This window comes from Enterococcus sp. C76 (genome assembly GCF_040886985.1).
GTDB lineage: Bacteria > Bacillota > Bacilli > Lactobacillales > Enterococcaceae > Enterococcus_B > Enterococcus_B lactis.
The window spans coordinates 98,805-117,631 of record NZ_JBFOEY010000001.1 but is presented as its reverse complement, the minus strand read 5'-3'; the positions used below and the strand labels follow the sequence as shown (position 1 = coordinate 117,631).

The window sequence follows — 18,827 nt, the reverse complement described above, 5'->3', positions numbered from 1 at the left end:
TCCTACATTAAATAGCTATCCATAATAGTCAATAATTTTTCTTTTTCATATTCTTTTTCAAAGTATCTTCTAGAATTTTCTCCTAATTTATCTATTTCTTGAGAAGATAAATGAACAATCTGTAATAAATTATCAAATAAATCATCAGGTTCTCCTGCTTTTCCTACAAAGCCACATTTAGCTTCTTTAACAATATCTGCTACTTCACCATTTGCGGATAATAAAATAGGTTTACCACAAGCCATGCTTGACTGTAGTTTTGCAGGGATTGTCATTGAAAATATGTCGTTTTTTTGTAAACTTACAAAAGAGAAATCACTTCCTGCTAATATCTCAGGGATTTCAGTTGCAGGAACAGGATCAACAAAATGAAACCATTCTTGTAAACTAGCACGCTCCACTTCATCCATCAGTTCTTGCTTATATCTTCCATCCCCGACAATGTTGAATCTAACGTTTAGCTGTTTTTCCTTTATTTTGTTACCAACCATTGGTAATATTTCTAGTCCTTGAGCGGTTCCGATGTTTCCAGCAAAAGTAATATTTATTTTTTTATCATATATTAATTTATCACTTTTTGTATCCGTGATATGATAAAACTCTTCAGCATATTGAGGCCAGAAATGGATCTTCTCTGAATCAATTCCTCTGTTTTCTATATTTCTCTTAAAGCTACGTGAAGCAGTAAATATTTTTGTACAATTTTTGTAAATATAATCTACCATTTTATCCAGTGGTTTAATGACAAGAGGATTGGTTATACCTGTTATTATTTCAAAATTTTCAGGCCATAAGTCCATTACATAAATATAACATGGTATACCAAACTTCTTTGCTATTTTTACTGCTGGCAATGCTTGTGTCATAGGGGATACCTCGTAAATAAACACTAAATCGAATCTCTGTTTATTTAACATTTTCCAAAGTTCACCAGAGACAACAAACGAAAGATAGTTTAGCCCCATCATAAGACTGTTCTTTTTTCTAGGGATAATTGGGATTCTTTTAATCGTTATTCCTTCATAGTTTTCATTTCTTTTTTTGTTATACCCATAACCTTCATAAAAATCTCCATGGGGATAATTAGGGATGCCAGTCAAAACTGTTACATCGTATCCTTTTTCAACCCAAGTTTTACAAATATCATTTATTCTGAATTGTTCAGGATAAAAATATTGGGAAACAACTAAAATTTTCTTTTTACTCATTTTTATATCCTATACTCTTTTTTATTGTTTCTTCGAAGTCAACTAGTCTATCATCTCTTTCGTTAGGAGCATAAACTAGATTTCCAAATGCTTTGTTTGTAAGCCTGCCAACTTTTCCAGGAAAATACCCTAACAATTTAACAAAATAGTTGAAATAAGGAAGGATGACCGTTTTCTTCTTTTTATATTTTGCTATTGTTTGTATAATATCACTTGTCCTGACATACTCGTTATTTTGCGGGAAAAAGATACCATTCTTTTCTTCATCAATTATTTCTTTTAAATACATGCATAAATTTTCAATAAATAGCATGGAACGTTGATTTTTAATAGCAGGAAAGACAGGTAACTTATCCGCTAGTTTAACTAATTCTGGAAAGTTCCCCTTACTCCCCGGTCCATAGATCATTGGTGGACGTAAAATAGCAACATGGAAAGTATCATCATCTAATGGTTGTAAGCCAATTTCCGCTTGCAGTTTGCTGTCACCATAGAAATTGGAAGGATTTGGTTTGGTATCTGGAGTGATTACACGTTTTTTGTTGATATTTGTTTCTTCACCATAAATAATGATGGAACTCATATAAATGAATTGTCCGTTCTTTCCTGATAGATCTTGTTTATATTTTTTTGCTGTCTCAATTGCAAGGTCTCGATTGACCGCATAATAGAGCTGTTTGGTTTCTTCGCTTACTTTCGATACATCTGCGTGCGCGATACCTGCTACATGAAAAACCGTATCATACCCCGAAAAGTCATGTTCTCGCCACGCGTCACCTCGTACACTTAGTGTGTCGATTTGATACTCGTCTTGAAATTGTGTCATCCATTGTTTGAAGGATGTACCAATATAGCTGTTTGCACCAGTAATCAGGATCTTTTTCATTTTACATCCTCCTTTTTCACCGAACCAGTTCCGCCTTCGACAACGCCTTCGCTTTTAAAGACGGAGATTATAGTTCCAAAAAAGCATTTTAGATCCATCATTGGCGTGATATTTGCTGTGTACTGTCCGTCTAAACGTGCTTTGTAGTCAATCTCTAATTCATCCCGTCCACTGATCTGTGCGAGGCCTGTTAGTCCTGGACGGATATCATTTGCGTGGTACTTGTCTCGTTCTTCAATCAAATCATATTGGTTCCATAGCGCTGGGCGTGGTCCGATGACTGCCATGTCCCCTTTTAATATATTAAATAATTGCGGTAGTTCATCCAGACTTGTTTTTCTAAGGAATTTTCCTACTCGTGTAATAAAAAAGTCAGGATTTGATAACAAATGAGTTGGTGTCTCTTGAGGCGTATCTACTTTCATTGTTCGGAATTTATAGATATAAAAATGGGATTTGTTTTTTCCTACCCGTTTTTGTTTAAAGATGACTGGACCTTTTGAATCGATTTTGATAGCTATACATAGAATCAAAAGGATCGGTGACAATACGATGATACCAACTAAAGATAATAAAAAATCTATCCCTCTTTTTAAACCGTCTTTATACACTTTACTCCCCCTACTTATTCGAAGCATTTGCAAAAGTGACGATCTCTTTAGCCAATTGTTCGTCGTCTTGCGGCAGGCTCTTGACGAAGTCCATCACTGTTTGCATGGAATAACCTTTGATGTTTCCCACAAAGATCTTCTCGTAAACTGCTTCATCGTTTCTTTCCTTATCCAACAATAGTTCTTCATATAGTTTTTCCCCTGGACGGATACCTGTTTCAATGATTTCGATCTCGTCTTCGCTATATCCGCTCAATCGGATCATGTTTTTGGCTAGATCTACGATTTTCACTGGTTCGCTCATATCTAAAATAAAGATTTCGCCGCCTTTTGCTAATGCGCCAGATTGAATAACTAAACGACTAGCTTCAGGAATCGTCATGAAATATCGGGTCATACGAAAGTCTGTTACAGTGACTGGCCCTCCTTGAGCAATTTGTTCCCGGAATACTGGAATCACGCTTCCACGAGAACCAAGGACATTCCCAAATCTGACAGCTGAGAATTTCGTACAGCCTTCTTCATTCAACCCAGTCACGATCATTTCAGCGATTCGTTTCGTTGAACCCATGACATTTGGCGGATTGTTGGCTTTATCTGTCGAGACCATGACGAAGTTTTTTACTTTCGCTGCTTTGGCTGCTTCTGCTACATTTTTTGTACCGAAAATATTGTTTTTGACTGCTTCTTTTGGGTTATATTCCATCAATGGTACATGCTTATGAGCGGCTGCATGGTAGACGATATCTGGGTGGAATTGTTCCATGATCTCATTGATTTTCTTGCGATCTTGGATATCCGCAATGATCGGCACGATTTCTGTAGGACACTTTTGATGATGCGTGCGTAATTCACGGTCAATCAAGTAAATTGAGTTCTCCCCATGACCTAAAAGTAATAGTTTTGCAGGGTCAAATTGGATGATTTGCCGGCAGATTTCTGAACCGATTGATCCTCCTGCACCGGTGACAAGAATGACTTTGTTTGTGATCTGGTCTTTGATGGATTCGATATCCAACTCTACCTCATCTCTTCCCAGTAAATCCACTACGTCGATGGTTTTTAATTTTGATACGCTGATTTTCCCTGAGGCAAGTTCTTCCATAGAAGGCATCGTGTTGACTTTCACATGAGCGGATTCGACTAACTCAAAGATTCTTCGTAATTTTTTTCTTGATAAAGAAGGGATAGCGATCGTTACCATTTGGATGTCATATTTTTCGATCAATTCCGGTATATCTTTTAACGACCCCAGTACTTTTTTTCCTGAAAGATACGTATTTCTTTTATTCGGATCATCATCCACGAATCCAACGACATGGATATCTTGAGCCGTTTTGGATCCAAGAAAACTGTTGTATAAAATACGTCCTCCTTCGCCGGCCCCAACGATCAAGGTATTTTTAGCGGAATCTGTTGATAGATACCTCATATTTTTTGTTTCGATATAGATACGCCAGATCAATCGGCTGCCAATGATCAATAATAGCGAAAGTAGGTATGCAAAGATGACTAAACGTAAACTGTATTGTTTATTTATGAAAAGCAATACGATGATACTTGAGGCCGCACTTGCAGATAACGAACCAAAAATCGCAATCATCTCTCTTAAATTGGTGTAACGATTGATTCGAGTGAATACTTTGAAAAAACTACCATATAATAGATAAAAAACAATCGATAACCCGCTGGAGATTAAAATAAGATCTATTGGTATAGCTACAAACGGCTCCATAAAATTAACCGCTGCACTATTTGCAGCAATTAATAACAAGCTGTCTACTAAAATCAAAGTAATGATTTTTCTTCTTCTTGTTAAAACAAACACCCTACATTCCCCCTAAAATAAACCAAACTTCTTCTTTTTTACCTCTTCATAGACTGGATAACTGATCTCATCCCCGTTGATCAGGTCCTTTGCGACTTGTTTCATCTGTACTACTTTTTCCTTACCAAAGTCCTTGGCGATTTGCTCATAACATTCTTTTAAGTAAAAGGTACGTTTAGAGATACCATGGGCATCGGAAGCAGCCATTTGCACGAGGTTATGTTTGACCATCGTTTTGGCTGTTTTCTGGATATCTTTGCCAAATACACCGACATAACTTGGTGCGGTGAGTTGGGCCAAGCATCCCATATCTAGGAATGGCAGCAAATGATTCGGGTCTTTACGAAAATGCGCGTTGCGTTCTGGATGGACGATCACTGGTGTCTTTCCTAGTTGTAACAACTCAAAAAAGAGCCGTTCTGCATATAACGGCACTTCCAGTGTCGGAAATTCGATTAGAAGATATGTATCATCTAAATCTGTAAATAAAATTTCATCTCGGTGGATGTCTTCAATCAGTGTTCCGGTAATACGTACTTCTTGTCCTTCCAATAACGTCAAAGGCAATTGTCTTTTCTCTAATTCTGCTTGTAACGAAGCGACTAGAGAAATGACTTGTGATTTTTCATTGCTGTATTTTCCATTATTGTGATGGGGTGTGCATAAAATATGTGTGATCCCTTGTTGAATCGCTTTTTCAGCCATGGCGATACTGGCATCTAAGTTTTCTGCTCCGTCATCGATTCCTGGCAGGATATGGCAATGTAGATCGATCATTTCTCTTGTCTCCTCTCTTTTTATTTCTTAATTCCCGTAGTAATAGCCAGCATCTTTGCTGTGTTCTGCCCCATTGTATACAACACCAAGGACACGCGCTTGTACCATATCCAGCAATTCTTTTGCTTTAGTCAATGATTCTTTACGTGACGTATTTTCACGTACGACCAATAAGGTACCATCCGTTTTGGAAGACATAATCTGTGCATCTGTTACGGCAACGACTGGTGGCATGTCGAAAATCACTACATCAAATAGTTGTCTTGCTTCTGCTAAAATCTGATCCATTCTTGGCGAACTTAGTAACTCTGATGGATTTGGTGGTTTAGGTCCACTTGGTAGAATCGACAAATTGTCGACTGGCGTTCGTTGGATCTCATCTGCTACACTCCCTGATGAACTAAGGACAGTACTTAATCCGCTTGCGTTGTTCAACTTGAACGTTTTATAGATGACGGGCTTACGTAAGTCTGCATCGACTAGCAGCACCCGTTGACCGGATTTGGCAAAAACAACGGCAATGTTTGCTGCAGTGGTCGATTTCCCTTCTCCAGGTCCTGATGAAGTCACAACAATCGTTTTGATTTGCTGACCAGCTGCGGAGGCAAACTGGATATTCGTCCGAATCGTACGATATTGTTCAGCGATTGGTGAAGAGGGATTTGTGAGTGTGACCAAACTGACTGCATGAGTTTGGGTTGCTTTTTGTTTCTGTGTTCGTGCCATTTTTCTTTCCTCCTAGACTCTTGAGCGGCTTCTGCGTGATGGCGCTGTTTTATCATTTGTAGCTTTTGGTTGTGTCGGAGCTGGTCCTTTTTTACGGATACCAGCATTCAATTCTTTCGCTGACATTTCTGGAACTGTTCCTAAGATTGGGAAGCCTAATGTATCCGTCACATATTTTTCATCTTTTACTGTCCGGTCAAGTAATTCAAATAAGAAAGCTAGACCTACACCTACCATCATTCCTAACACTAAGCCAATCACTAGATTCAATTTATTATTTGGCGAAACAGGTGTCGTATTGGCAACTGCACCTGAGATGATCGAGATTTTATCGACATTCATCACATCTTTGGCGTTCTCTTGGAATACTTGTGACGTTGTATTAGCAATCTGTTGAGCCGTCACTGCATTTGTGCTTGTTGCTTGGATCGAAAACATTTGTGAATTTTGTGACTGATTGACAGAGATAGCATCTTTGATTTGTCCAGCAGTCATTTTCACATTGTCTTCTGTTTCTAAACGATCTTTGACTTCATTTAGTACTAGATCACTGACGATCATATCCTTATACGTATTGATCATTTGCAGGTTCGTATTGACATCATTGACATTTGCAGTATCTGATTGCGGCAGTGTCACGATCAATTGGGCTTGTGAGCTGTATTTTGGTGTCAAGATGAAAAACGTCACGATGCCTGAGATGGCCAAGCCAGCAAACATTGAGATGAGGATTGTTATCACGTGTTTGCGTAATGTTTCAAAAATTTCTTTCAAGCTGATTGTCTCTTCCATTTTTTCTCCACTTTCCTATTTATTCTCTAGATTCATTTGATCTTTTAATTCTTTTTTCACACGATCAAGTTCTTGATCGCTGACTTTTTGGTATGAGATATTGTCTTGCATGAAGCCTTCTCCTTGCAGCTGATCTTGCTTGATCGTACCAAATGCCTCCCGATAATCTAAAGCAATCTTTTTCATTTCATCAAAGCTCATGTCTGTTTTCATATTCGACTCTAGAGCATTCAAAACGGATTGATAGTTGCTTACACCGTTCAGACTCAACACTTTTTTCGCTACACCTTCTACAATCTTTCTTTGACGTTCTTGTCTGCCGTAGTCACCGTTTGGATCTTCATAACGCATACGAGAATAAGACAATGCCTGATCCCCGTTCAATGTGATTTTACCGATCGTAAAATCATAGCCATCTTGTGAGAAGGTGAGGTCATTATTGACTTCGATACCACCAACTGCATCAACGAGTTCTTTTAGACCTTTCATATTGATTGAAACATAGTGGTCGATTGGGATGTCTACATATTTTTGTACGGTATCCATCGCCATGGCAGCTCCGCCGAATGCGTAAGCGTGGTTGATCTTGTCTTTTGTGTCATGTCCAACGATGTCGACATATGTATCACGAGGAATGCTGACAATCGTTGTCTGTTTGTCTTCAGGACTGACTGTGGCAACCATCATCGTATCTGATCGTCCTTGATCGACCCGACCTAAATCTCCCGTATCGATCCCCATCAATAGAACAGAGAAAGATTCTTGTTTGTCCAGATCAACTGGTTTTGTTCGTTCTCCTTGGGTTCGTTCCACTGATTCGTAAGTTTTCTCAATAGAATGTGAGAGATCTAGATATAATTTTGCTCCTACTCCTACGATTGCTAATACTAATACGACAAGAATTGCTAAAATAATTAGAAATATCTTTTTCCCTCTTGATTTTCTTCTTCGTTTTGCCATAGTTTCCTCCGTTTGCTAGCCTTGCTTGAATTCTCGCTTATTAATAGCTCGTATTGCTATAGCCCATTTGCTGAGCGACTGTTTCTGCTTTTGACGCGTATACGGCTCTTATTTTTTCATTCCGGATCTGTTCGATGAGACTGAGTGCGGTCAAATATTGATCGTAAGTAGCAGTAGCTGTTACTTGACCGTCTTTCAGCATCGTATCGAATAGCTGATCTAGTTGCGTGACTTGTGCAATTTGGGTATCAGCGAATCCTAGATATTGCATAACGACTGTTTTCCAAGCACTATCCTTAAAAAAGCTCATATTTTCACGTACATGGGCGACATCTGCACTTGCCAACTTTTCTTTGATGATGACATCATCCACAGCTTGCTGCCAGTTTGATACGTTTTTAGTAAATAATTTATTGACAGCCGTCTGGATCTTCAGTTTTGATTCTGCATCCTCTAACTGTGTTAAGACTGCTTTCTTTTCTTCTTGGATCACAGCAGCTTCTTTAGGTAATTCTGATTCCTTGATGTCATAATCATCTGCTGAAAGTTTGATAGAAGATAGTTTATGTGACAAATTTGAAACTGTTTCTTCTGTTATTTCAGGATTTAGGAAAATTTTTTCTTTTGTACTGTACAGCTTATCTACTTCTTTTGATAAAGAGGTCACGGTGTCTTTTTGATTGGTGATGGCAGATTCTGCGTAATTGATCCGTTGATGATGTTGCCGCTGATTATTGAAATGGTATCCAAACAAGCAAATCACAATAGCGCCTGTGCCTACCGCCACAGTAGCCAATAACTTGACGAACGGCTTTTCCATAGATTCACTCCTAAATATTGATGATAGATAAATAAAGATGTGATTCATTCACATCAGAATGAGCGCTTTTTATTTTAAAAGCATAATTAAACTAATATATTCATAGAAATATTTATAAACAGGTTTTCCCTATATAATCATACCACAAACAGTTTTCTTGACTAGGGAAATTCCTAATTTAAAAGTAAATAAAACAGTAACAAGATTATGATTAATCGTTTTCATTTTTATTTCTTCACTTTTCATGAGCGTTTTGAAAATTCGAACGAAGAATAAAATAACAAAAATTATTAAAATAGAATTAATAACAGCTATTTATATTTATAACAAAAAAAACAGAGACACAGCACGTTTCGTGCATGCTCTCTGTTTTTCAAACAAAAGACTATTTTGTGATGATTTGATCCAAGCTTGCTAATGACAAAGCCATGGCAGCTATTTGACTTAGTTGTGTTAGTCGGTTCTTACGTACCGCTGGTTCATCAGCCATGACCATCGTTTGATCAAAATAATTTTCGATCAGTGGACGAAGAGCGACAAGCTGGTCGTAGTTTTCGTGGATCGTTTGGTCAGCAAAACTTGCTTTCATTGCTTCTACTGCTTTGTGTAATTCTTTCTCTGCGTCGTTTTCGAACAGCTCAGGGTCTACTTCTGATTGTTTTTCAAGCTGCGCTTTTTTCGCTAAGTTCACGACACGTGTCAAAGCTTCCATTGAAGGTTTGAAGTCTTCATCTGCAAGATGTTGTTTGAACAATTGTGCTGCTGCAAATACTTTTGTCAAATCTTTTTGTTCCGCATTCAAAACAGCATCAATGACATCATGACGGATGTTCTTCGTTGTCAATAATTGGCGCAGACGGCCTTTGATAAAGTCGATCACTTGTTGTTGCCCTTCTGATAAACCAATGCCGAAACGATCCGTATCTTTACTGATAACATCGCTAATCGTTTCTTGCAGAACAGACAAAGGAAAGGCCCATTTTTTCGATTCGATGATCCGAACGACACCGTATGCTTGGCGACGTAAGGCATAAGGATCGTTTGAACCGCTTGGGATCATCCCAACAGCAAAGAAAGAAAAGATGCTATCTAATTTATCTGCAATCGCTAAAACAGAACCTACTGTAGACTGAGGTAGCTCTCCTTCACTGGATATAGGCATGTAATGCTCACGAATCGCTGTCGCTACAGCAGGTTTCTCGCCTTTCAGCAGAGCATATTTTTCGCCCATGATCCCTTGCAGTTCAGGAAATTCCCCTACCATGTTGGTTACTAGATCAAATTTATAGATTTCAGCAGCTCGTTGCAGATCCATCAATTCTTCCTCAGATAGTCCTACTTGTTCGCCAATGATACGGGCAATGACTTGTACCCGCTGCATTTTCTCATAGATACTACCGATTTTTTCATGGAAAGTAACAGTTTTTAGTTTTTCAACGTATTGGTCGATTGAAGCTTTCTTGTCTTCATTATAAAAGAATTCCGCATCTTCTAAACGAGCCGTCAATACTTTTTGATTGCCTCGAACCACATTTTCCAATTTTACCCGATCACCATTACGAGCAGAAATAAAATGAGGAAGCAGCATACCTTGATCATTCCGTACCTCGAAATAACGTTGATGTTCTTTCATAGAAGTGACTAGTACTTCTTCAGGAACAGAAAGATATTTTTCTTCGAAGTCGCCAGAAAAGACAGTTGGATATTCGACTAAATTGTTGACTTCTTCTAATAAATCTTCGTCTAGATCAATAACCCAATGATTTTTTTCGGCTAATTCATTGGCTTGTGTAACGATCATTTCTTGTCTTTTTTGCGGAGACGCAATGACGAATTGTTCATTCAATTTTTCTTCATATTCTTTTGCATGCGCAAATGTCACATCTTCGCCTAAGAAACGATGACCTCGAGAGGCTCTGCCTGTTTTGACATCCAAGATTTCGAATGGGATTACTTCATCATCTAACAATGCCACGATCCAGTGAATAGGGCGGATATATTCAAAATCGTATTCTGCCCAATGCATCGTTACAGGGAAAGTCAGGCTTTTAATGACATCTGCTAAACCTGTCAATACTTCTTTGGATTCCTTACCATGAGTGTATTTCGTTACATAGACATATTCCACACCTTTTAATTCTCTAAAAGTGATAGCGTCTGTCGTCAGACCTTGTCCGCGGACAAATCCTTCCGCTGCTTTCGTCCAGTTTCCATCTGCGTCCAAAGCAATTTTTTTGGCTGGTCCTTTGACTTCTTCTTCACTGTCCGCTTGTCGTTCTGGAATATTTGTTACTTTGATTGCTAAACGGCGCGGTGTGGAAAATGTTTCGATCGTATCATAAGTCAATTGGTTTTCATCTAAAAATTTTGCTGTTTTTTCTTCTAATTGTTTCATGCTTGGTGTGACAACATGGGCAGGCATTTCTTCCAGCCCGATTTCAAGTAATAAGTCTTTTGCCATCTTATTCAGCCTCCTTCACGGTTTCTGGATTTGCTGTGTTTTTATTCAACAAAGGGAATCCTAATTTTTCGCGTTCTGCCACAAAGATTTTGGCTACAGCACGAGCCATGTTGCGGATACGGGAAAGATAACCGGCACGCTCTGTTACGGATACTGCACCGCGAGCATCTAATAAATTGAATGTATGGCTGCATTTCAAAATATAATCATACGCTGGATGAACAAGATTTTCATCGATACAGCGTTTAGCTTCTTTTTCAAAACGATCAAAGTTGCTTAGTAGCAAGTCTTGGTCGCTTACTTCAAAAGAATATTTGGAATGTTCATATTCTGGTTGTTTGAAGATCTCGCCATATTTCACGCCATCAGCCCATTCTAAATCATAGACACTTTCAACTTCTTGGATATAAGAAGCAAGACGTTCTAGTCCATAAGTGATCTCAGAAGTGACTGGTTTACAAGGCAGTCCACCAACTTGTTGGAAGTACGTGAATTGTGTGATTTCCATTCCGTCAAGCCATACTTCCCAACCCACACCGGCACAGCCCATGGATGGGTTCTCCCAGTTGTCTTCAACAAAACGGATGTCGTGTTCTAATGGATCGATTCCTAAAAGGCGCAAGCTTTCTAAATAAAGCTCTTGGATATTCTCAGGTGAAGGTTTCATCACGACTTGGAATTGATGATGCTGATACAAACGGTTTGGGTTTTCGCCATAACGTCCATCAGCTGGTCGGCGAGATGGCTCTACGTAAGCAGCATTCCATGGTTCTGGTCCGATTGCCCGTAAAAAGGTATATGGGCTCATCGTACCTGCTCCTTTTTCTGTGTCATACGCTTGCATCAGCATGCAGCCGTTTGATGACCAAAATTTTTGTAATGTTAAAATCATATCTTGGACGGTCAATTTTTTACTCATCTGTTTTGCCCCTTTCAATTTTAAAGCGTTGCTGTCAAATAAGAATACAGGAAAGAAAACGACAAAAAATCCCTATGTCTGATTACAGACATAGGGACGAATAATTCGCGGTTCCACCCTACTTCCGAATAAAGATTCGGCAGCTTCATTTATCGTACTCGCAAGTGCCTCTTCAAAAATCGTTTGGGTCCGGCTCCCACTCTCCCGAACTCGCTAAACCACGTGTTTTTTACTGATCTTGGTCAATGTACGTATTCATTTTGCAGTTTTCTTGTTTCTATAATAGATCCTCTCAGTGAACGATCTATTTGATCTACGGTTAATAATAGACGGAACTCCCTGTGTTTGTCAAATGGTTTTGATTTTTTGTTGTATGTTTCATTTACTATTCTTCTTTTTTAGGTAGATCTTTTTCAGACATGTCTTTCTCTGGCGTCTTTAATACGTGTGCCCAAGACTTCATTTGATCGATGAACTTTTTGCTTTTCAAATGGATACCGACATATTCATCATACAGCTGGTCGATGAGTTCACGTATTGCTTGTTTGGTTTCTTCTTTCAGATGGATTCCACTGATCTTATCATAAGAAATAGCTGAAAACATCCGAACGAAATAAACAGCTCGAGGATCTGCATGATAACGGTGATCGTCCATCGACCAATGTCTTTCGCATATCACACCACCATATTTGGAAGAATAGTCAAACTTCCCTTTTGTTTCCCCACATACGACGCAGTGCGTCCAGATCGGCGCGATCCCGAAGCGTTGCAGTATTTGGACTTCAAAAATATTCGTGATGATTTCTGCATCATCTCCTTGGTCCATCCGTTGCAGTGCTTGTTGCGTAAACTGGAACAAATGAGGGTCGTACTGATGATCTTCGATTGCCGCATCTACTAGATTCAATAAATATGTGCCATAGCCGCTCAAAAAGATGTCTTCTTGGATGTGTCGAAACGCATGGACATCTTTGACACTGCTTAAAAATGACAGACCTTCACTTCGAAAATTCCCGATATAAACTGCTTCAGTAAAAGGGAGCAAAGCCGGAGATAAGGGCTGATTTTGCCGATGGATCCCTTTGATATAAAACATCATTTTGCCAGAAGATTCTGTAAAGATTTTGACTAATTTATCTTTTTCTTTGTAATTACGGCTAGATAAAATCAAGCCTTTTGATTCTGCAAGCTGGCTCATATTCTCCCTCCTAAAAAATAAATCTGGAAAAGCAGATTCTGCCGATCCAGATCATTTATGTTGCGATCTTCCGCAGCTTTTCTCAACACGCGGATTTTTATCCAGTTTATTTCTATACCTAATTTACAAGAAGCTCAGAATATCAGTATTCGTCTTTTCGGTAGCCGAAGTCTTGCAGATAGACTTTTTTGTCTCGCCAGTCTTTTTGAACTTTGACCCAAAGTTCTAGAAAGACTTTGTCTCCTAAAAGATTTTCGATATCTTTTCTTGCTTTCGTTCCTACTTGCTTCAGCATTTTTCCGCCTTTACCGATAATGATCCCTTTTTGGCTATCTCTTTCGACGATGATCGTAGCCTGGATATGGATTTTATCATTCTCGTTTCGCTTCATCGAATCAACAACGACTGCGACAGAATGAGGCACTTCGTCTCGTGTTAAAAACAAGACTTTCTCACGGATCAATTCAGAAACGATGAAGTATTCAGGATGATCAGTCACTTGATCATCTGGAAAATATTGTGGGCCCTCTGGCATTTCACTGACTAATACATCCATCAAACGTTCGACGTTGTTTCCTTCTGTAGCAGAGATTGGAATCACTTGTGCAAAGGGCATCTGCGTTGAATAATCTTCGATGATTCCCAACAACTCGTCTGGATGGATTTTATCGATTTTATTGATAATCAGATAAACAGGAGAATGCACGTTTTTTAGACGTTCAATAATAAAATCGTCTCCTCGGCCGCGTTTTTGATCAGCGCTGATCATAAATAAGACCGCGTCCACTTCTTTCAACGCACTGTAAGCTGCTTCTACCATAAAATCTCCTAAACGATGCTTTGGTTTATGGATTCCTGGTGTGTCAATAAAAATCAACTGAGCTTCTGGTGTAGTATATACTCCTTGGATTTTATTTCTAGTTGTCTGTGCCTTATCACTCATGATGGCAATTTTTTGACCCACGATTCGATTCAATAACGTGGATTTTCCTACATTCGGGCGGCCGACGATTGCGACAAACCCTGATTTATGTTCTGGCATATATGTTCTCCTTTTTAATTAAACAACAAATGATATATTTTAGGGACAAATAAAATCAACCCAACGATGACGGCAAAACAAGCGGTCACTAAAACTGCTCCAGCTGCCATATCTTTGATTTTTTTCCCAATCGGATGAAAATGAAAATCCGTAAACATGTCTACGACATTTTCAAAAACAGTATTGATGATTTCTACTATCCATACGAGAAAAACAGCTAAAAGCAGCCATAACCATTCTATCCGATCAAGTTGGAAAATCACGCCCATAAACAAAGCGAGGATTCCGAACGCAACATGTTTCCTCATGTTGCGTTCTTCCTCAAAAACGGTTTTGACTCCTTGGACGGCAAATTCCACGGACATCAGGAAATGTTTGTTTTTCTCTACGTTTTTATCTTTTAAGTCCATAGGCATCTAAGATCTCTTTCTGTAAACCAAACATTTCTTTCTCATCCTCTGGTGTCATATGGTCATACCCGTTGATATGCAAGAATCCATGAACCGCTAAAAAGCCAAGTTCCCGATCATACGAATGGCCGTAAGCTTCTGCTTGCTCTGCAGCACGTTCAGTAGAGATCATGATGTCTCCCAGTACACGAGGTAATGGATTCTCTCCATCTTCAAAAATCACTGGGATTTCGTCTTCGCCCTCTTCTTCCAAGGCAAAACTGATGACGTCTGTCGGTGCATCTTTTCCACGGTAATCACGATTGATTACTTGGATCGCTGCATTGTCCATGAAAGTAACAGACATTTCTGTTTCTTCTGGCAACTCTAAATATGATGCTGCAAATTGCAGCAAGTCGTCGATTTCTTTCATTTTCTCTTCTGATACTTGGTTTGTTTCATCCATGAAGGTAATATCCATTATACATCGCTTCTTTCTATTCTTCTTGCTATTCTTCTTGTTCTTCTTTTATCTTCTCAACTTCCGATTTCATTTTAGGATATTTGATCCGAGAATGGAAGGTACTGCTTAAACCGCTGATCAATGATTTTTCTACTTTACGGATTTCTTTTAACGTCAATCCACTGTCGTCCAATTGTCCATCGGAAATACGCTCTTCTATAAGATTATGGACAAAACTTTCGATTTTTTCGCTCGTTGGATGGTCCATTGCCCGTACTGCCGCTTCACAACTGTCAGCTATATTGACGATTCCTGCTTCACGGCTTTGAGGTTTTGGTCCAGGATAACGGAATTGCTCTTCCGTGACTTCCGGGTTGCGTTCCTTTGCCTTAACGTAGAAATAACGCATCAGCGTGGTTCCATGATGCTGTCTGCAAATATCGATCACCATTTGCGGCATATTATAATCTTCCAATATTTTAGCACCATCTGTCACATGTCCAAAGATAATATGTTTACTGTCTTCTGGCAATAAGAAATTGTGCGGATTTTCCGCTCCTGAAGGCAAGTTCTCAACGAAAAAGCTGGCGTGTTTGATCTTGCCGATATCATGATAATAGCAAGCTACTCGAGTTAGTAAAGAACGTCCACCGATTTCTGCTACAGCATTAGCACTTAGATTGGCTACCATCATGCTATGGTGATACGTGCCTGGTGCTTCTTCCAGCAACTGTTTCAATAAAGGATGATTAGGATTGCTGAGTTCATTTAATACGATCACACTATCATCATTGACCATCAATTCAATATAGGGGTGCAGACCTATCGTCAGCAAGAATGAGAACAGTGCACCTGTGAATCCGCAGACTAGCGTTAACCAAGTCGTTGCATCTCCAAAGCTCATTCCTTGGTAGATAATCAAAATGACATCCATCATCACAGGGAAAATAATGACCCACATAGCAGCGGATAACCCTTGTTCTGAGATCCGTTTGCGTCTGACGATCGTTGCCATGAGACCAGAAAATACATAGGACATCAAAATAACTGTCAGAAAGTTCGTGCCAATCGAATCATAAAAAATGAAAAGTGCGGATACTGCTTGGAAAATACCAGCCATGATCCCTGCTCTTCGATTCAAGAAAAAGCTTAAAACAAGTGGAGCAAAAGCCGCGGGGTAAAACAGCGGAATATAAGCAGCTTGTTCTGTTTGGAAGAGTTGGAAAAATTTCATTAGTACTACGCTGACTGACATTGCTGTCACGTAGAAAAGTACGTATTTTGTTCTTTCTCCTGCATTTTGAAATTGGAGTGAATTATAAATCAGTACACCGATTTGAAGCAAAACAGCTAAAACCATGGCAATGAGTGGGAAAATCGAAGTCGTTTGATTCGTCAATCCTAGTAATTCCAATTTTTTCATCGCTGAAGCATCGATTTGATTTCCTTCGCGAACAATGATTTCTCCTTGGAAGATCATCACTGGTTGTACAGCTTCTCGTGCAGATTGTTTTAATTCTTCTGTCTTTTTCTCATTCAATACATCATTGACTACAATGCCTTGATCCACTAAGTAGCGAATCATTTGTTGCTGCTCTGTTGTGACATTCAAATACTGAATCTGATCTTCTGCTTCTTGTTTAAAAGCTTCCAATTCGCTTTCACGAACTTGTTTACTCATCTGTTCGTCAATGAGCTTCAAACTTTCATCCCTAACCGTGTGAATTTCCGTTTCAGTCATTTCAAATATCGTCGAATAAAAATTGTTCGGCAGTTTTTGGTAAAACGCAACGTTTTCTGCATTCACGTTTTCAAAATTTTTCTTCAGTGTAGCAATCCGCTCTTCTGTAGTAGGTTTCGGGATATTTTCATCTTCCTTCGCCTTATCTACCTTGTCATTATAAGATTTGTTGATGGTATCATTCGTCTTATCGATCAATTCGAATAATTGCTTGATCCGATTGTTCTGGTCATCTGCCAGATCTTTTTGATAAGTATATTCTGGAGTCACTGCTTCTGCTGCCAGTTTTCTTCTTTGTTCGGTTTCTTCCGTGTTCTCGATCGTTTTATTCGCACGGATACTCTCTTCTGCTACTTGGCCTTCTCTAAAATCATTGGCCTTTTGTTTGACACTACTAAATGTAACGCCGCAGACAATGATAAAAAACAAGAACAGAAGGAAAGGCAATGCTGCCTTTCCGAGTTTTTCTTGTAGTTTCTGCAGTGTTTTATTCAACATGTGCTTATCCTCCTAAGCAAAGCTTATTCTTGATGAAGATCCGCCTTTTCATAAGCTTTGATGATTTCGGCAACTACAGGGTGCCGAACAACGTCACTTGCTTCAAAATTAACAAAATCGATTTTTTTGATTTGCTTTAGTGTTCGTTCTGCATGAACAAGACCACTTGTCGTCCCTCGAGGCAAGTCTATCTGACTTGTATCCCCATTGACAATCATTTTTGATTGATAACCGAGACGGGTCAAGAACATTTTCATCTGAGCGACTGTCGTGTTTTGTGCTTCGTCCAAGATAACGAATGCATCATCCAATGTCCGCCCCCGCATGTAAGCTAATGGTGCGATTTCGATTACGCCTCGTTCCATCAATCGGTTCGTATGATCCAATCCAAAAATTTGGTATAAAGCATCATAAACAGGCCGCAGATAAGGATCCACTTTTTCTTTCAGATCCCCGGGTAGAAAGCCTAGGTTTTCCCCTGCCTCTACAGCGGGCCGCGTCAAAATGATTTTTTGCACTTCGCCTTTTTTTAAGGCAGCAATTGCTAATACTACGGCAAGAAACGTTTTCCCTGTTCCGGCTGGCCCTACACCAAATACGATGTCATGTTTGGCTACCGATTCAACGTATTTCTTTTGACCGCTGTTTTTTACCCGTATAGGTTTTCCATTACGGTCTTTGACGATCTCTTCCTCATACATCTCAACAAAATAATCTAATGTACCTTTTTGCCCCATTTTCAATGCCGTCACGACATCTGGTGTACTTACGTGGATTCCTCGTTTGATCAATTCCTGTAATGTCCGAATGACTGAGGCAGCCAAGGAAATCTGGGATTGTTCACCAATGATCTGAATGATTTCTCCACGTGTATGGATGGTTGTTTCCGTTGTTTCCTCGATCAGTTTTATATGCTTGTCGTGTGCACCTAAAAGCATGCTGACATCATCAGCAGCTGTCAATCTAATCTCTAAAGAACTAGACTCTTCCGTCAAAAATAGACATCCCCTTTTTTTCGATTCATTCTTTCCTATTTTACCATACTCAGAAGAAACTATATAGCAAATAAGAAAAGGTTGTAAAAGAGTCGTTTAACCATACGTACCAAGAAACGTTAAAAAATAGCCGTTTCCATTCGCTAAAGGTCTCGTTTTGATAAAAAGAATCTGAGAATGTAAGTTATATGAAAGTGGAGAACAAAATATTCCGTTTCATTCAGCAAGTATTCTCTAGGTATTTTTCTTGTTTCAAAAAAAGAAAACAAAATAGTTAAAATATTCTTGCATTTCAAAAAAAACAGGTGTATTATTACGTCAACAAATAAACATACAGCAAAGCGTCGAGGAAAACAGTAGGCTATTCAACGATTTATTCCCAGTGAGTCATGTAAGTGAGAAATGACAATAAATCGAATAGACGAACATCATTTCCGAGTCAATGTCGAAAACGTAGATCATTGTGGCTGCCTCCATTATCAGGCTAGCGGATAACTTTATCAAAAAGCGTCC

Annotated in this window: 17 protein-coding genes; all 17 read right to left on the bottom strand. The window is 39.0% G+C overall.

Going from position 1 to position 18,827, the window contains the following annotated elements; translation table 11 throughout:
- Positions 1–2: 2 nt before the first annotated feature.
- The 17 genes from AB3I00_RS00620 to AB3I00_RS00540 all read right to left on the bottom strand — a co-directional run bounded on the left by AB3I00_RS00620 (position 3) and on the right by AB3I00_RS00540 (position 18,314).
- A complete protein-coding gene (locus tag AB3I00_RS00620) occupies positions 3–1,208 on the bottom strand; it encodes a glycosyltransferase family 4 protein (RefSeq protein ID WP_368024589.1) in 1,206 nt (401 codons plus the stop codon).
- Positions 1,201–2,094: an NAD-dependent epimerase/dehydratase family protein gene (locus tag AB3I00_RS00615; RefSeq protein ID WP_002337312.1), complete on the bottom strand. Its 894-nt coding sequence runs from the start codon at positions 2,092–2,094 to the stop codon at positions 1,201–1,203. Before AB3I00_RS00615 ends, AB3I00_RS00620 begins: the two co-directional genes overlap by 8 nt.
- Entirely contained in the window at positions 2,091–2,705 is a 615-nt protein-coding gene (locus AB3I00_RS00610; RefSeq protein ID WP_269779037.1) for a sugar transferase, read from the bottom strand. Before AB3I00_RS00610 ends, AB3I00_RS00615 begins: the two co-directional genes overlap by 4 nt.
- Positions 2,706–2,715: 10 nt before the next feature.
- A complete protein-coding gene (locus AB3I00_RS00605) occupies positions 2,716–4,533 on the bottom strand; it encodes a polysaccharide biosynthesis protein (protein WP_368024588.1) in 1,818 nt (605 codons plus the stop codon).
- A 12-nt stretch (positions 4,534–4,545) separates the two neighbouring features.
- Positions 4,546–5,310 carry a tyrosine-protein phosphatase gene (locus AB3I00_RS00600; RefSeq protein ID WP_368024587.1) on the bottom strand — a complete coding sequence of 255 codons (765 nt, stop codon included), beginning with the start codon at positions 5,308–5,310 and terminating at the stop codon, positions 4,546–4,548.
- A 27-nt stretch (positions 5,311–5,337) separates the two neighbouring features.
- On the bottom strand, positions 5,338–6,036 hold the full coding sequence (locus tag AB3I00_RS00595) for a CpsD/CapB family tyrosine-protein kinase (protein WP_002337316.1): 699 nt from the start codon (positions 6,034–6,036) through the stop codon (positions 5,338–5,340).
- A gap of 12 nt (positions 6,037–6,048) precedes the next feature.
- Entirely contained in the window at positions 6,049–6,828 is a 780-nt protein-coding gene (locus AB3I00_RS00590) for a YveK family protein (RefSeq protein WP_002308654.1), read from the bottom strand.
- 15 nt (positions 6,829–6,843) lie between these two features.
- Positions 6,844–7,788, bottom strand: a complete 945-nt coding sequence (locus tag AB3I00_RS00585; RefSeq protein ID WP_002346050.1) for an LCP family protein — start codon at positions 7,786–7,788, stop codon at positions 6,844–6,846.
- A gap of 40 nt (positions 7,789–7,828) precedes the next feature.
- The gene (locus AB3I00_RS00580) at positions 7,829–8,608 is read right to left on the bottom strand and encodes a hypothetical protein (protein ID WP_368024586.1); all 780 of its coding nucleotides are present in this window, start codon (positions 8,606–8,608) and stop codon (positions 7,829–7,831) included.
- Between the two features lie 385 nt (positions 8,609–8,993).
- Positions 8,994–11,069, bottom strand: a complete 2,076-nt coding sequence (glyS, locus tag AB3I00_RS00575; RefSeq protein ID WP_060475367.1) for a glycine--tRNA ligase subunit beta — start codon at positions 11,067–11,069, stop codon at positions 8,994–8,996.
- Between the two features lies 1 nt (position 11,070).
- Positions 11,071–11,988 carry a glycine--tRNA ligase subunit alpha gene (glyQ, locus tag AB3I00_RS00570; RefSeq protein WP_002305598.1) on the bottom strand — a complete coding sequence of 306 codons (918 nt, stop codon included), beginning with the start codon at positions 11,986–11,988 and terminating at the stop codon, positions 11,071–11,073.
- A 385-nt stretch (positions 11,989–12,373) separates the two neighbouring features.
- Positions 12,374–13,186: a DNA repair protein RecO gene (gene recO / locus AB3I00_RS00565; RefSeq protein WP_081185869.1), complete on the bottom strand. Its 813-nt coding sequence runs from the start codon at positions 13,184–13,186 to the stop codon at positions 12,374–12,376.
- 142 nt (positions 13,187–13,328) lie between these two features.
- Positions 13,329–14,228, bottom strand: coding sequence for a GTPase Era (era, locus tag AB3I00_RS00560; protein WP_002288753.1), 900 nt, complete (start codon positions 14,226–14,228; stop codon positions 13,329–13,331).
- 14 nt (positions 14,229–14,242) lie between these two features.
- Positions 14,243–14,638: a diacylglycerol kinase family protein gene (locus AB3I00_RS00555; protein ID WP_002316408.1), complete on the bottom strand. Its 396-nt coding sequence runs from the start codon at positions 14,636–14,638 to the stop codon at positions 14,243–14,245.
- Entirely contained in the window at positions 14,622–15,098 is a 477-nt protein-coding gene (gene ybeY, locus AB3I00_RS00550; RefSeq protein ID WP_002291700.1) for an rRNA maturation RNase YbeY, read from the bottom strand. Before ybeY ends, AB3I00_RS00555 begins: the two co-directional genes overlap by 17 nt.
- A gap of 28 nt (positions 15,099–15,126) precedes the next feature.
- Positions 15,127–17,319, bottom strand: coding sequence for an HD family phosphohydrolase (locus AB3I00_RS00545; protein ID WP_002291699.1), 2,193 nt, complete (start codon positions 17,317–17,319; stop codon positions 15,127–15,129).
- Positions 17,320–17,342: 23 nt separating this feature from the next.
- On the bottom strand, positions 17,343–18,314 hold the full coding sequence (locus AB3I00_RS00540; protein WP_002291698.1) for a PhoH family protein: 972 nt from the start codon (positions 18,312–18,314) through the stop codon (positions 17,343–17,345).
- Positions 18,315–18,827 lie beyond the last annotated feature (513 nt).